12 protein-coding genes and 2 pseudogenes are annotated in these 14,624 nt (G+C 53.1%); 3 read left to right on the top strand and 11 right to left on the bottom strand.

Annotated features, from left to right (window positions below):
- Positions 1-39: 39 nt before the first annotated feature.
- Together ABRP93_RS08945 and ABRP93_RS08950 are read right to left on the bottom strand one after the other, a co-directional pair.
- Positions 40-468, bottom strand: a complete 429-nt coding sequence (locus tag ABRP93_RS08945; protein ID WP_349887704.1) for an OsmC family protein — start codon at positions 466-468, stop codon at positions 40-42.
- Positions 469-478: 10 nt separating this feature from the next.
- On the bottom strand, positions 479-2,479 hold the full coding sequence (locus tag ABRP93_RS08950; RefSeq protein ID WP_349887706.1) for a poly(ethylene terephthalate) hydrolase family protein: 2,001 nt from the start codon (positions 2,477-2,479) through the stop codon (positions 479-481).
- Positions 2,480-2,871: 392 nt separating this feature from the next.
- Between ABRP93_RS08950 and ABRP93_RS08955 the strand changes: the two genes are divergently transcribed.
- Together ABRP93_RS08955 and ABRP93_RS08960 are read left to right on the top strand one after the other, a co-directional pair.
- A complete protein-coding gene (locus ABRP93_RS08955; protein ID WP_349887708.1) occupies positions 2,872-4,194 on the top strand; it encodes an ammonium transporter in 1,323 nt (440 codons plus the stop codon).
- Positions 4,195-4,227: 33 nt separating this feature from the next.
- The gene (locus tag ABRP93_RS08960) at positions 4,228-4,566 is read left to right on the top strand and encodes a P-II family nitrogen regulator (RefSeq protein WP_023028498.1); all 339 of its coding nucleotides are present in this window, start codon (positions 4,228-4,230) and stop codon (positions 4,564-4,566) included.
- A gap of 230 nt (positions 4,567-4,796) precedes the next feature.
- On the opposite strand, the gene ABRP93_RS08965 is transcribed toward ABRP93_RS08960, so the two are convergent.
- The 8 genes and pseudogenes from ABRP93_RS08965 to ABRP93_RS09000 form a co-directional block, all read right to left on the bottom strand.
- The gene (locus ABRP93_RS08965; protein WP_349887710.1) at positions 4,797-5,270 is read right to left on the bottom strand and encodes a hypothetical protein; all 474 of its coding nucleotides are present in this window, start codon (positions 5,268-5,270) and stop codon (positions 4,797-4,799) included.
- A 54-nt stretch (positions 5,271-5,324) separates the two neighbouring features.
- Positions 5,325-5,609, bottom strand: coding sequence for an IS3 family transposase (locus ABRP93_RS08970; protein ID WP_349887712.1), 285 nt, complete (start codon positions 5,607-5,609; stop codon positions 5,325-5,327).
- A 59-nt stretch (positions 5,610-5,668) separates the two neighbouring features.
- On the bottom strand, positions 5,669-5,968 hold the full coding sequence (locus tag ABRP93_RS08975; RefSeq protein WP_284611018.1) for a transposase: 300 nt from the start codon (positions 5,966-5,968) through the stop codon (positions 5,669-5,671).
- A 511-nt stretch (positions 5,969-6,479) separates the two neighbouring features.
- Positions 6,480-6,644 (bottom strand): annotated as a pseudogene (locus ABRP93_RS08980) (ATP-binding protein); the annotation flags it as partial.
- A gap of 159 nt (positions 6,645-6,803) precedes the next feature.
- Positions 6,804-10,874, bottom strand: coding sequence for an Eco57I restriction-modification methylase domain-containing protein (locus ABRP93_RS08985; protein WP_284611019.1), 4,071 nt, complete (start codon positions 10,872-10,874; stop codon positions 6,804-6,806).
- Entirely contained in the window at positions 10,852-11,883 is a 1,032-nt protein-coding gene (locus ABRP93_RS08990) for a hypothetical protein (protein ID WP_349887714.1), read from the bottom strand. The genes ABRP93_RS08985 and ABRP93_RS08990 overlap by 23 nt, the downstream gene beginning before the upstream one ends.
- 12 nt (positions 11,884-11,895) lie before the next feature.
- Entirely contained in the window at positions 11,896-12,123 is a 228-nt protein-coding gene (locus ABRP93_RS08995) for a helix-turn-helix domain-containing protein (protein ID WP_349887716.1), read from the bottom strand.
- 153 nt (positions 12,124-12,276) lie between these two features.
- A complete protein-coding gene (locus ABRP93_RS09000; RefSeq protein WP_284611023.1) occupies positions 12,277-12,543 on the bottom strand; it encodes a hypothetical protein in 267 nt (88 codons plus the stop codon).
- A 403-nt stretch (positions 12,544-12,946) separates the two neighbouring features.
- Between ABRP93_RS09000 and ABRP93_RS09005 the strand changes: the two genes are divergently transcribed.
- Positions 12,947-13,153, top strand: coding sequence for a transposase (locus tag ABRP93_RS09005; protein WP_349887719.1), 207 nt, complete (start codon positions 12,947-12,949; stop codon positions 13,151-13,153).
- A 38-nt stretch (positions 13,154-13,191) separates the two neighbouring features.
- Here the strand turns inward: ABRP93_RS09005 and ABRP93_RS09010 are convergent.
- A pseudogene (locus ABRP93_RS09010) lies at positions 13,192-14,010 on the bottom strand (IS256 family transposase); the annotation flags it as partial.
- Positions 14,011-14,624: the final 614 nt, after the last annotated feature.

A 14,624-nucleotide genomic window follows, 5' to 3' on the forward strand; every position in this document is an offset into this window, starting at 1 on the left:
ACAAATGCACCATAGCAGGAGATAGTGGGGGAATCGTGTTTATTTTGACACGTTGCTAAATTCCACGTTCGTGGCGTGTTCCACGGTGCGCGAGACCGTGCAGTCCTTCTCGTGGGAAATGCGAATCAGGTTATCTACGAGCGCGCGGGCCTTATCGCCGTCCGGGGTGGAAGGGAAGGCGAGGTTGAAGGCAACGCGGACATCGGAAAGCCGCGAGGCGCCATCCTCGTCCACGCGGTCGCCCTCCGCGCGCACCTGGAAAGACTCCGGCTCGGTGCGCCGAGAGGTTACGACATCCACATCCACCGCGGTGCACCCCGCGACGGCGGCCAGCAGGAGTTCTACCGGCGACAACAGGCCCTCCCCGCGGCCAAATTCGATGCTGGCCCCATCCGCATTGGTGGCCCGGTACACCGAATTTCCTACGCGGTTAAGGTCAACGGAATACTGCTTGGTGATTTCACTCATGGCTTAGAGCTTAAGCGAGGCTCGGGATATAGGCCACGCTGCCGCCTAGGGACATGGTGATAAAGATGGGCGCGATAACCAGGGGCCCAAGCCATACGCGGCCGGTATTGGCATAAAACATCTTGTTCAAGATGGGCAGCAGGATCATCATGGGCAAGATGGACTGCAGCATATTGACATACAGCCAGTCATCGGTCCAGTGCACCGTGCCGGTGGCGGCGAAGACGGAATATTGGATAACGAAGATCATCGCCAAGCCGACGGAGTTGGCCAGCGCCGCAATGAGGTAGGTCTGCCACTTGGGCGTATCGCTATAGCGCGTGCCCACACCGGCGCGAATGGAGTTGGCCAGGTAGAAGATGAACATCGCCGGCACGTACATGAGAGCCACAAGGAACCAGCGCAGTGTTAGCGGGCGGGAGGCTACGACCAAGAAGCGGTAATCATTGTGGAAAGCGAGATACACAATGGATAGCACGGAGAAATACACGAAGAGCAAGATGAAGGCCAGCAGTAGCGTGCGCCCAAAGGTGCGCCAGCTCATCGTGATGCCCCAGGAACGGGCGCGCTCGCCACGGGCGTAGGTGGACTTATCCCGGGTGATATAGAACAAGATAAGCCCGACTATGCCGTTGACGATGGCCCACAAGACCACCGAGTTGACCATGCGCGCCGGGAAGAACCAGGTACTGACCTTATTCGCGGCATCGTAAAAGACATCTTGCGATAGGTTTGCCAGCGGCATGAACGTGAAGAACGCGATGGCCGCCGTAAGCACGAAGAACGCCCAAAACTTCGCGGCCTCTTTGCCCCGTGGGCGCTTCGGCACCGTTGGAAGCGCCTGCGCCACTGGTGCGAAGTAGCGGGTGCGCAATAGCATGCGGGTCAGTGGGAAGAGCATGGCGATGCCGCCGATGAGGGACAGGAGGTTAAAGACCTCCTTGAGCCACCACGTCTGATTGCCGGAATCCATCTTCACTGGGGCATCCAGGGTGTCATCGAAGAACTCGAGGATACTGCCGATGGCACTGGGTGTAAGCGGCTGCAGCGGGTGCAGCGTTTCATCGTTATAGGCAATGCGGTAGGTGCCCTTGTCGATGTCCCCGTACCCATGGCCAATTTCAATGCGGTCCACCTGGTCTTGTTTCTTGAGCCCAGAGTTGACCATGGACAGGGCCTCTGGGGCATCGCGCAGATCGCCATCGCCGTTGATATTGCGGTAGCCGCCTTCATCGTAGCGGGCATAGCCCAGCGCCATATTGGAGTGCACGTGGGCAAACTTCTTATCGTTTAAGTTCTTGAGCCAGCCAGAGATAAAGACCGCGGAGATCTTATCTAGGTCCTCGGCGCGCTTGCGCTCGCCGTCCGTGATGGTGGTGCCGCCTTCGCTATTTGGGTCCTTGGCAGCTTCGAGGGCATCGTCTACCTTCTTGCCGTACTTATTGGCTGCGGTGCGCACCGCAGTACCACCGGCGGAGTGGCCGGTAATGCCGATGCGATCCTCGTCGACGTAATTAAACGTATCCAAGTGGTCAGTGACGTAATCAATGGCAGTTACGACGGCGGTATCGCCATCGTCCGGGTGCTGCGAGCTCGATTCGCCCTGGTTATATGGGTCAACTACCAGGGTGACAAAGCCGCGCCGGGCCAATTCCAGCGAGTTGGAGACCTGAGTTTCCTTGGTGCGTTGGAAACCGGGCGAGACGATGACCATCGGCGCTTTATTCTCCGGTGTCGCGTCCTTGGGCCGGAAAAGATCCGCGGTCGCGGTGGCGCCGTGCTTGCCGGCGATTTTGAGATCGGTGACCTGAATATTGCCGCCGTTGGTCTGCACCAGGGAGGAACCCAAGGCACCAACGACAACGATCACAATGCAGATAAAAAGCTTCCAGCCATCGCTCAAGCGGCGCTTTTGGTGAGCTCTTCCGGGCTTGGCTGATGCCTGCTCGGCCACGGTTTTGATAGTCCGTTCCTCTGCGGGAGTGGCTGGGGGAGTGTTGGATGCGGACATGTACGCGTTCCTTATACGTAATAGACGGCTAGTACATGGGCACAAAGTGTCCAAAGTGAAGAATGTTATTTTTCAACCACTAAGCACTGTAGAACGGTGTACACATCCCGGCAAAAGATTTCACTATTCGGGGTGAAGTTCAGTTGCGGGGTGGGTACTACCTTCCAAGTCGGATTGGTTTAATTCCTCTGGTGGGAGGGTCGAGCCTTTCATTCCCCGGGGTGGGCTCTGGCCTCTCGCGCAACCTTCGCCGCCTTGCGGTGTGTAAACCTGCAGCACAGAGGGGTGCTCTAACCCCGGATAGGGGATTAATCTATAGCACAATAGATATTAAATACCTGTAAGACTACCGTTATAAAAAGAAAATTTTAGACAATCTACAAGGAGACCCAATGGATGCGGTGACTGCAGGTAATGCCAGTTGGATGCTCATAAGCGCAGCTCTCGTGCTGCTGATGACGCCAGCGCTGGCACTTTTTTATGGAGGCATGACTGAGCGCAGGGGTGTGCTCAACATGATGCTGATGTCCTTTGGTTCTCTCGCCGTGGTCAGCATTATCTACGTCCTCTGGGGCTGGTCGATGAGCTACGGAACGGAGTCCTGGGGCGGAATCGTTGCCAATCCCTTCGAGCTTTTCGGGCTGAAGGATTCCATTTTTGATGACAACGGTGGCTACATCGAAGGTGAGAACGGTTATCCCAACGTCATCGATATCGGATTCCAGCTCACCTTCGCCGTTATCTCCACCGCGATTATTTCCGGTGCGCTGGCAGGTCGCGTGAAGTTTGGTACGTGGATGATCTTCAGCGGTATCTGGGCAACCCTTGTCTACTTCCCGCTGGCACACATGGTCTGGGGTGGCGGCATCCTTGGCGATGGCGAAGACAGCATCGCCAGCTGGATCTTCGGCAGTGAAGACGGCGAGGCCCTCATTACACCTATCGACTTTGCCGGTGGCACCGTCGTCCACATTTCCGCTGGTACGGCCGCTTTGGTCCTGGCCATCGTGGTAGGCAAGCGCCAAGGATTCCCGCACAGCGTGCAGCGCCCCCACAACCTACCCATGGTCATGCTGGGTGCCGGCCTGCTGTGGTTTGGCTGGTTCGGATTCAACGGCGGTTCCGCCTTTGCTGCCGATGGCCTTGCCGGCCTGGCCTGGATCAACACCACCGCCGCTACTGCTGCCGCTATTTTGGGCTGGTTGCTCGTGGAAAAGATTCGCGATGGCTACAGCACCTCGTTGGGTGCAGCCTCCGGTGTCGTGGCTGGCCTGGTGACCATCACCCCGGCTACCGGTGACTTGAACCCCGTGACCTCTCTCATCATGGGTCTATTCGGCGGCATGCTCGGCAGCGTGGGCGTGGGACTGAAGTTCCGCTTTGGCTTCGATGACTCCCTCGACGTTGTGGGCGTCCACCTGGTCGCTGGCCTGTGGGGCACCATCGCTATTGCCTTCTTTGCCAATGACCGCGGCATTCTTACCGGTGGCGGCGCCGACGGCTGGAAGCTGTTGGTCGTGCAGTTCCTCATCGCCGTAGTTGCTGTAATCTTTGCCGCCGTCATCACCGCCATTATCGCGGTAATACTCAAGTCCACGATTGGCTGGCGCGTGACCGACCAGATTGAAACCGACGGCATTGACTTCGGTGGGCACCGCGAGACCGGCTACGACATCGGTGGCCGTGCCATGCGCGGAACGACGAGCCGGGACTAATCCATCGAATAAACAGCGAAAGTAGGAACAGACATGAAACTCATTACAGCCGTGGTCAAGCCGTTTACCCTGGACGATATCCAGCAAGCGCTCCAGCAACTGGGTTCGCCCGGAATGACCGTCTCCGAGGTGGAAGGCTTCGGCCAGCAACGCGGCAACAAGGAAATTTACCGCGGCGCCAAGTTCGCCACGTCCTTTGTCAACAAGGCCAAAATTGAGCTCATCGTCGCCGATGACCAAGCCGAGGAGATCGTAGACGCCATCGTCGAGGCCGCCTGCACCGGCGAAATCGGTGACGGCAAGATTTGGATATCCTCCATCGATGACATCATCCGCGTGCGCACCGGCGAGCGTGGAGAAAAGGCTATTTAAATTCCAACAGCCCAACGCCCCAGGAACTCCGCACAGCAGTGGAGACCTGGGGCTTTATGCTGCGGTGTACAGAACTGGCCTTTTAGCTTTCTAGCTGACCTGTTTCTTTTGCTGAAGCCATAATATTGGCCAGTGCATCCACCAAGCTATCGAGCACATTTTTATCACTAGAAACCAGAGCATCCCGCTGCTTGCGCTGTTCGATGCCACTAAAAATTGCACGCGTTTGCTTAGGCCTTAAACCGCTTAGAGCGCTTGAGCTGCTCCTTGGAGTTGTCTTGGCCGAGTTTGATGGCTGCTGGCTGGCTAGAAAGCGTGCCCCAAGCAGCAACGATCATTTGGGCGGTATCGCCGCTGTCAACGTCAACTCCTGCGAGCGAGAAAAGATCATTGACCTTTTCTACGGCTTCATCAAAGGCGCTGCGCAGTGGAGTCTGTGGCTCGCCCAGGCGAACAGTGAACTCCGGCACCTGCAATGCCTCAGATTCGCCACCGGTAACGCTATGGTCCTCTTCAACTTCACCTTGGGCAATCGCGACGCCGGCCAACGTGACACCGGTGAGGAAGTCTTCGCTGTCAACCAGCTCAGTAATGCGCAGGTTTGGCTCTAGGACGCTGCACAGCATTGCGCGCCGGGATACATCAGCATCGGCATAAGCGATAATTTGGGATAAGAACTCGTAGGCATGGCGATATTTCAGCACGTGAAGTGTCCCAGATTTTCCCATCTACTCAAACGGAATAAAACCTGGGACACTTCAGTGACCAAGCTTACCCCTGGTGGTGGTGCATCGACGCCGTTTAGTAAAGCCTTTTAGTCCCATGGTTTTCATGATTCGTGCAACTTTCTTGTGATTGACCGGAGTATACACCGGGTCTTCCTTGAGGCTTGCGGCGATGCGTTTAGCCCCATAAAGCCCGTGCTCATCATCGAAGATGGCCTTGATTCTTGCACCAATAAGACCGTCAGAATACATCTTTAACCTGCGCTTTTTGCGGGTGCTCACCCACTTGTAAAACGAGGAGCGATTGAGCTTTAACACGTGGCACATCCGCTTAACCGAGTACTCGGTTCGGTAGTCATCGACAAACTGGAAGAGGATCACCAGTGAGTCTCTTCGGCAAAATATTTCGCAGCCTTGCGCAGAATATCGCGTTCTTCGCGCAGCTTCGCGTTTTCTTTCTCTAGTTGGCGGATTCGCTCAAAATCAGTCGTCGCCTGGGCTTTATCATGTACCGCTTTAATGCGGGCACGTTTGCCAGTGCCGTACTTCTTGACCCAAGAATGTAGCGAGGCTCGATTGATACCGAGCTCTGCTGATGCTGAGTTCAACGAGAGGTCCTCATTGTTTTCGTAGAGGGCCACGGCATCGCGTTTGAACTGTTCGGAGTACCTAGACATGGTGGTAGATTACCTTTCTTCCCAGCCCGACTGGGCTGGATATCAGGTGTCCACCAAATGGGGGGGTCAGGTCCACCAATCTTGCCAGCCCAACCGGGCTGGATATCAGGTGTCTACCAAACAGGGGTCAGGTCCTTCTTGCGGATCCAGTCGTGTCTCCACAATTCGTGGGGTGTAGTAATCGATGTCTCGCTCAGGGCGAATCGTTCTACCATCAATAAGCGAGATTCCGAGTTCCTTGGGGCAGGGCAACACCGGATTTCGCAAAGGTCTGCCATTTCACCATGCAGTACTCGACCGGCAGCACCTCGAGGCAGTCCTCCTAGTCCTTGGTGAAAGCACTCATTGACTTCTTGCTTGTACTCAAGATTGGGATGAGCCCAAATAGACAAACCGACTGAGTCTTCTCGTGCCATCTTGTTGGTGCCACGAATCTCCCCTAGATCACTGCTTTCAACATCGAGCTTCACATCGATACAAAACTCAGGGGCTATGCGCTGACAACAATTTCTCAAAGATGGCTGTACACCGCGTCGCGATTAAACCAGTAAAGATTCAAGTACTCCGCAGCGCTAAGTCCATGAACCCTTCCAGTCAAGGCCAACGTCGTTGCTTCCAGCAGCGTTGACTTACCAGCCTCGTTCTCGCTGCCGATAACATTGGCACCTCGCTTAGGCTCAAAAACAACTCTTCGAACCTTCGTTGGTCATCAATCCGCGCCAATTTAATTGCTTCTGTAAGAGCATCGCCGTCTACCTAAGAATGGAGTTAGTCGGTTTAAATTGCCTATTACTACGAACGCATTCTGGAAGGACACTCAAGCAATATGTAAAACCTACTCCATCGGGGAAACATTAGTTTCGATAAAATCAATCTCTTCTGGTGCCAAGCCATACTTCTTATAAAGCTGTGCGTCTATCTCTTGGATAGAAACCGACCAGTCAATATCTGAGCTGCTCGTAAAGTTTTGGATAGGGACATTTGACCAAACAGGAGGATTATTATCCTGAGTAGCTTTACGGCTACCCAAAAGCACCCTACACATTTTCGATTTGATGTATTTCAATGCGCGTTCTGCAGTGTCTTCTGTCTCATAGCACCCAAACGTTATAAACGATTGAGTAACCCCGGTTAGGGGTTCCCCAATTAGAGGTGTGCTCAAAGCTTCGCCCAAGGCTCCAGAACCATTGGATTTAGGAACAACAACTTTATAGGTGTATGTATTAGGGTGATCTAAAAGATATTTTTGTGGAATGTATTTCCATACCCTCTTATTGTTAACAAGTCCTAGTATCTTTAAATCAGTATCATTTTTTTGATCATCCGAAAACAATGCTAATTGGCCAAAGATGGCGGTTGTCAATCGTCGTTCACGACCATTGCTACCTATAATACGTCTGTATTCTGGATAGTCATTGTAAAGTACTTCGAGATTAAGCTTCTGTTGAAGATAGATTTCCTCCTTCCATGAACTAAATTCCGGCATATTCTTTACTTTTTGAACAATTCTGTTTAATTCAGGATACGGAGTATAGGTGTCAATTGGTTCATGTTTTTTAAAAGCATCCCTAAAGGTGATCGCAATTCCACCTTTGAAGCCAGTGTTCGGAAATACCTTACTGCTTAAAGGTTCATAGAAAGGAACCGAGAGATGGGGATCGTTCAGCATTTTCCTGTTCCATTTCTTAGGTGTTTTTCCTACATTGAAAAGAAATCTGCTGGGGCAGATGAAGCAAGCAATGGTGGAAAGTTCATAACCAATATCCAAAAAATATGGATAAATTGGTTGATCGCTCGTACCTCTGAGTGTTTTCTGATATGGCGGGTTTCCAACCACTGCCGCAAATTCCACTTGACCCCCTCCATGTATTTGGTTATCTAAGTCTATCAAGTTGAATAGTTCTTCTTGTCTTAGCGTGTCGGCTATTCGCTCATAGTCAACTTTGCCACTTTCATCTTTGACTTCAAGTAAGTCGTAGCTGTTGAAATGCTCCGCGATGCAGTCTGTCTTGAGTCCGAGTATTTCGTAGAAGCGCCGGGTGAATTCATAGGCGATGCCTGATGTCGGTATCGAATAGATCACATTTTCGTATTGCTCTTGGTTTAACCCAATTTCTTTGAGTCGCTTAACTGCTGCTACCGCATATTCTCCTGATTTTGAGGCGATATCCAGTATCTTCTGCCCACTTAGAATATTTTCTTTGAGCCTTTCTGCAGGGATAAGGGTGAACATATGGTCAGCGATGTTCATCGGGGTGATGATCTCGGATGATGACATGCGGCTGAACTTCGCCAGCGAAGTAATGGCACGTTCAAGAGGCTCAAGGCTCTCATCTGTTGCAAGCGTTGAGATGTTTCGGATTTTGTAATCCAAAGCGCTGAGTGCAAATGGGTTGAGTGCGTCCCGTAAGACCTTAAGATCGCCCACCACAAGCCCGAGATTATGGGTGAGCCGGTCGTGCTTGCCGGTGTTGATGGCTTCTATGATCTCGTCGAGCGAGTGTATGTGTCCTGGGCAGAGAAAAGCGAAGAAGAGGAGGCGTTGGTAGTAGGTCTGAAAGCGTTTCTCGAGATCCTTGATGTCTTCATCGTCGGATGGGTGCTGGATGGGTTTCCCAGTACCCTTTTGTTCGGTTTCTTCGTTTTGGTCATCGCCTGGGGTGTCTGGTAGGTCGAGATCGCTGCCCTCGTCTTCTCCTTCGTGGGCGTTGAGGGTAAGCCCTCTTCGTGAGTCGAACGGGTTTTGTTTCTCGATGATGCGACGCATCCGTTCGTCTGCAAGGATAGCAAGGTCTACGGGTAGGTCACGTACCTCATCGGTAATGGAGCGTGAATTGTTGTAGCGGCTGACCGACGAGAGAATATCAGCGGCTTCGACGCGTTCGATCTTGTTGTGGTTGATGGTGATGACAGGGGATATTTTGAGTTCTTCTTCGATGCGCTTACCGAGTTTCGCGTTGCCTGCTTTGTCAGTGTTGGCGTTGTAGATGAGGGATTTTTGTTCTTGCATGGCGAACAGACGATGGGGATCGAAGTCTACCAGCAGGGTCTGTGGTTTGAGGTTTTCTTTGATTAGATTCTTACCGTCGGTGAGTTCGCGCACGTATTGGTTCTGCAGACGGAAGATCGCCTGATCGTATTCCTGGGGGGAGGCCGTGTCTTTGAGGTAGAGCATAGTGTCCCACTGCTCTACGGTCGATCCGGTGAGCATGCGGTTGACCGTGAGCGTAAGAGTCTTCTTGCCCTCTTCCTCATACTGGGCGATGCGTGCTTTGACATCCTCTGGGGTCTTGTAGCTCCTATGCGCATCCACGCCGGAAATGTTGATGATTTCGTAATCATCGAGGTTCTTGAACTCGCCTCGATGTTCGGTGATGAGTTGCTTCATCGCGTCGCATGAGGCGCAGTATGGCAGCACCATGACCATGTGGCGGCACATCTTTCCTTGCTTGATCTTGTCGTAGTCCAAGAAGCCAAGCACGTTCGTATCTTGTTGGCTGCCGTCAATCACACGCAACAGATCAAGCACCTCGGTTTCGTGGACGAACTGCTTGTGGTTTCCGTCTTTGTCTTCCTTGATTGAGCAAGGTTTTAGGAGTGCAGAGAAGGCGAAGCTGATACCTGCCTCCTTTAGTTTATTCATCTTATCGATGGCAGCTTGGGAAGGATTGAACGCGAAGCGAATCATCTGCGGGAACCCAAAGTAGGGATTGTCCCACTCCTCGAACTTATCGTCATCGATGTGCGCCGCGTCCCATGCGGCTTGTTCATGGAAGATATCGGAGAACTGAACGAACGAGATGATGTCTTCCGGCTCAAACTCCGAGCCCATCAGAATGCGATATGGAGTGCCGGACAAGTGGAGTCGTATCCGAGCGTTGAGTGACTTTATCTGGTTATCGGCTGATTCGATATCGATTTGCTCGTCTGTTTGCTTGGCTAGAATCTTCCCGTCTTGCTTGAACTCCTTCTTCTGCTCCTTGGATGATGCATTTCGCAATACCTCTCCGAAGCTGGTGGCCCGTGCCCCGAAATGCGTCTCGTCAATGATCAGCAGGTCGATATCTGAGCTGAAGATCTCTTGATGCTTCTCTTTGATTTCGCTGCCTTGCAGATCTTGCAGGGTGAGAAATACGACTGCAGTGGTGCTTTGTGCGTGTGCGTCCTGGAGGGTTGATTCAGAGGCACGCAGGTCGTCCGCATCAAGAAAGACGAAGCCATCGAAATTGCCGGGGCGCTCGACGTTTTTCTTCCACTCCTCGCGAACATCCGCCTTGGCCGAGACAATAAGCACGGTCTTAGCCTTCATGGCCTTGACGCAAGCCAAGGAGGTAAATGATTTACCGAAGCGCATGACAGCATACATGAGTAGGTTCGTGCGCCCCGCCGCAACAGCGGTGGTGAAATTATCGACTGTTTCTTGTTGGTTGGGTCGAAGCTGCCAGACTGGACCGCGCTCGTAGTGGGTGGTGATGGAAAGACGCTGGTTGGCATCGTAGTAGGAATAGTCTACCCCGGCCTTGTTCGCGTACTGCTCTCGGATGTCTCCGATGGCCTCTTCGACCTCACGGGCAACTGTGTCTTTGAAGAACTCACGGCTGAAATACACCCCTGGCGTCAGTTCTTGGCGCGAAAGACGTTGCTTGCCTAGGCGGTGTTCGAGGTAGCGGTGTACCGCGTGGTCTCTGAAGTACACGTCATCGGTGACGGTTGCCTGCTCGTCATACTGATGTGCAAGATCAGGGAAATGACGCTTCCATTCGTCGAGTCTTATCTGCACCGGGCGGTAAGTGTCGCCGACCTTGAGATAGTTCGGCACGGTGTTCGTGGTGAAGGCATAGATATGTGGTGTGACCCGACCGATGATGAGGCCATCCAATATTTCAATGTTTGTCGGTGTATTCATGGCCGTTGATCCTCCAGTTTTGTTGCTGTTTTTGCAGTCCCTGGCGTGGCTCTCCTTTACCCACCATTTGTTTAAAGGTAACGATTTCACGCCCACGCCAGTCTTTCAGCTGACACCACGGGGTCTGCTCCGAGGCTCCGGTCTCAACCAGAGAGTCCTCATCTTCATCTAGATAGTCGAACAGGCTCGGCTGTTTTTGTGTGGCGCGTGCCTTAAAGGGCGGAAGATAAGTCAAACCGTCCATCTGCCAGATATTCCAAGCGATTCGATTTGCAATCTTTTCCAACTCATAGCGTCCAAGATCGAGACCAATCGCTGCCTCACGGTAGTCGAGGTACGTCAAAAGAATATTCTCTCGAGCTAACAGCAGGCTGTCTCCCTGGTACTCGAAGCCATAAATGGATTCCACGGCACGCTGCGCCCACTTGATCCACTCTGCCTCATCAGCACACTGCTCACCTACCACGCGAAGCTTGCGATCTAAAAGCCCGATACGCTGGGAGAGCTCGATAGAATTTCCAGTTACCGCGTCATAGCGGCTAGCCAGATAGGGCGCCTCTCCGCAGGTAATCTCCAGACGACGCTCGTCCACGTAACGCTTCCACGTCTTGAGACCCTTAGCTGCAAACTCGATAGGCGCCGTCGTGGCGCTCCAAGCGTGCATATCTTCACTAAGTACATTGAACACTTGCTTACGACCAAACCAAGCATCGTCTACAAGACTGTTTTGTGCGTTGCAAGTCCACGACGGGGTAAACACCTCAGCCTTGCTTCTGGTGCGACGCAGTTGCTCCTCGGCAGTTTTTTGAATACGCGGCCGGATCAGGCCAGCGTGTTCTCCGGTAACACATTCAGGCAAGATCTGATCCTCAGCGAGAAAGCCCTTACCGAAATGAGCATAATCATCGCTTGCCCACACAATGTTCTTCCCCGTAGTCTTGTCCGCAAGCAGCAATTTGAGAACGCTGGGGTGGCGAACGAGCAATCTTTGCTCGTCGAGGTCGATCACGCGTGGTGTCATCTAGGCCTCGCTTTCGCCGTGGTCAACAGGTGCGAGTTTGCAGATGTCGTGTATCGGAACATCCAGCTGATCGCAGCTCTTGATGAGTACGTCGGTGGTGACATCGGCTCCCAAGGCGAGCCTGGTCATGGTAGAGGCACTGATAACTGTTTGTTCGCGCAACTGGTTTCTGGTGAGGTTCTTGTCGGTAGGGAGGGGCCAGAGCTTTTTGTAGCTCAACTGTCGCACAATGGGGCTCCTCTCGGTTTTGCGAGCGTCTGATTGTAGCGATCAGCACGGTCATCACCTCGCTTTTGAATCAGGGGCATGTTAGCATATTTCGACCTTAAAAGGAAGGAATAGATCACTAAACGGCGTTTTCTCCTTGGGTACACTGTCTCATTACCGATGCTTGCCGCCCTTCATTGCGATCGTTAGCAATTTTGCCAATAGCTTACTTTTGGAGGTCTGTAATAGATGAGGATTTTTCTCGTTTGGCTGGGTCGTGAGAGCGTGCAGGCTGGTGACCATGGCGTCTTCGGAGGAGCTGGAGATCTTGGCCCCGTATTTGGTGGTTATCGAGAAGGGGCGGCGTGCCGCGTCCGAGCGTCTGCTCGACGAGATGACCGATGTGCCGTATTTGAATGCCGATGGGCGTTCCAGAATCATGATCTGGCCTCGCAGAATCGAGCGGGCAGGGCTCCCTCCAATGTTTCTTCGTATGCGCTTGAGGCAGAAATAGCCAGGGTGGCCTTACGCGGTGCGGAGCGGTTCCATTACAGCGAGGAAAACTGGTAGCGAATAGCGGAAACCACGTACCCCAAGACCAAAGGTAAGGGCGGGGTTGATGAGTGAGTGCTTGCGCTTGCCCTACTTAGAGAGTGACTCGCCGGTCGAACAAGAGCTGCATGACTGACTTGGTAAAGAGCGCCTGAGGAAAGCGTGTCCTGTGTATGTGTGGGTGTATGCTGAGCAGTAGAAGGGCTATTCGTTTGATTATGCGTTTCTAAGCTCAGGTTGCCCTCGTTTAGTGGACACCTTATTTGTGCGGATCTTGTGTCCGTAGGAGAGGATGTTCATTGTGAGTCAACAGCGCAAGAAGTACACGCCGGAGTACCGGCGTGAAGCTTTGAGCCTGGTAATCGAGTCGCAGCGCCCGATTGCTCATGTAGCTAAGGAGATTGGCGTCGCACCAGGTCTTTTAGGCCGGTGGGTCAAACTCGAGCGTGAACGCTTAAGGAGCATCAGACGCGATGAGCGAGGCGGATCTTCGTGCTGAGAGAGCGTGTCAAGTTGTTTGTGTGTGGGGGGCTAGGTTTATAGGTATTTGTCGAAGCGCTCGGGAAAGGCCACGGCCATTTGGTTGATGGCTTGTTTCCAGCCGGAAACTCGGGCTCCTTCCACGAGTCTGCCGGCGGTAGCCGAGGCTCGTTTGCCTTGTTTCGCTCTCTTTGCGGCTCGTTTGTCTTCAATGTTGCAGATCATCAACCACAGCGTCTTGAGCGCGGATTCATCGTTAGTGAACTGCACCCTGTTGCGGGTGGCTTTACGCAGCTGGTTGTTAAACGATTCAATGGAATTCGTTGTATAGATGACCTTCCTTGCTGCTGGTGGGAACTGCAAAAATGGCACGAATCTATCCCATGCGTCCTGCCAGACCTTGACCGACTGAGGATACTTCACACCCAGCTCGGAGGCCTCGAATTCGTCTAAGGCCGCCTTAGCTGTGGACTCGTCTGCGGCGGTGTAGACCTTCTTCAACGCGGCTGACACAGCCCGGCGATCCCCGTAGGCTACCCACCGGTTCGCGGCGCGAATCAGGTGCACGATACAGGTTTGTACCATAGAATTCGGCCAGGTTGCCTCCACTGCCTCTGGTAGGCCTTTCAGCCCGTCACAGCAGACAATAAAGACGTCTTTGACCCCACGATTGGCCAGGTTGGCGCACACGTGTGCCCAAAAGGAAGCACCTTCTTCTTTGGCAATCCACAATCCCAGGATGTGCTTGATCCCGTCGAGGTCCACACCGATTGCCATGTACGCAGACTTGTTGACTACCCGGCCGCCGTCGCGGACTTTAATGCGCAACGCATCCAGGAATATCACGGGGTAGAATTCTTCTAGCTGGCGGTTTTGCCTGTCAGATGCGAGTTTTTGGTACCGGTGTTCTGGGGACTCGGTACTGCCGTGTTCTGGGTAGTTGGTACCGGGGTGGCCCGACTGAGTCGGCCCGGCTTTTTGCACTATTTGTCCGGTCCTATTGGGGAGGTGGCTTTGCGCATGGCAAAGTCTCCTATGCGGATTCGGTAGCCGTTGTTGAGACGGCTCACGAGTGAAGGCCTGACCCCCGGAAAATGGACACGTCGGGGGTTAGGCCCCACCCCAATGTATGTGCGATCTGCGTATAGCTAGCACCGTCAAGGCACATCGCAAGGATCTGTTTGAAGTTAGCCACAACAATGAGCTTCTTTCCAAGTAGAAGTTGATGCGACACCAACGAATCGTGGTGTCGCATCAACTATGAAAGAAAACCCTTGCAGTACCAGGTACGCGCAACCCTGGTACCAACTACGCGGACTCACGGTACCAACTACCCCAAATCGACATTTTGCCACACCATGACCTCATCGAGGACGGCATCAGTTACTGCAGAGATTAGTTACCGCAGAGATTGGGCCCGAACCCCGGAAAGTGGACACGGGGATTTAATCAAGATGCGATAGTAAGTGTAGCTGATCCGGCGGCTTCGA

The organism is Corynebacterium sp. KPL2850, from assembly GCF_040225855.1.
Taxonomy (GTDB): domain Bacteria; phylum Actinomycetota; class Actinomycetes; order Mycobacteriales; family Mycobacteriaceae; genus Corynebacterium.

What these genes read in the sequence shown, in the direction of transcription:
- ABRP93_RS08955 (WP_349887708.1), top strand. Translation starts at nt 2,872, where the DNA reads ATGGATGCGGTGACTGCAGGTAATGCCAGTTGGATGCTCATAAGCGCA.
- ABRP93_RS08960 (WP_023028498.1), top strand. Translation starts at nt 4,228, where the DNA reads ATGAAACTCATTACAGCCGTGGTCAAGCCGTTTACCCTGGACGATATC.
- ABRP93_RS08945 (WP_349887704.1), bottom strand. Translation starts at nt 468, where the DNA reads ATGAGTGAAATCACCAAGCAGTATTCCGTTGACCTTAACCGCGTAGGA.
- ABRP93_RS09005 (WP_349887719.1), top strand. Translation starts at nt 12,947, where the DNA reads ATGTTCATTGTGAGTCAACAGCGCAAGAAGTACACGCCGGAGTACCGG.
- ABRP93_RS08975 (WP_284611018.1), bottom strand. Translation starts at nt 5,968, where the DNA reads ATGTCTAGGTACTCCGAACAGTTCAAACGCGATGCCGTGGCCCTCTAC.
- ABRP93_RS09000 (WP_284611023.1), bottom strand. Translation starts at nt 12,543, where the DNA reads ATGATTCTGGAACGCCCATCGGCATTCAAATACGGCACATCGGTCATC.
- ABRP93_RS08985 (WP_284611019.1), bottom strand. Translation starts at nt 10,874, where the DNA reads ATGAATACACCGACAAACATTGAAATATTGGATGGCCTCATCATCGGT.
- ABRP93_RS08950 (WP_349887706.1), bottom strand. Translation starts at nt 2,479, where the DNA reads ATGTCCGCATCCAACACTCCCCCAGCCACTCCCGCAGAGGAACGGACT.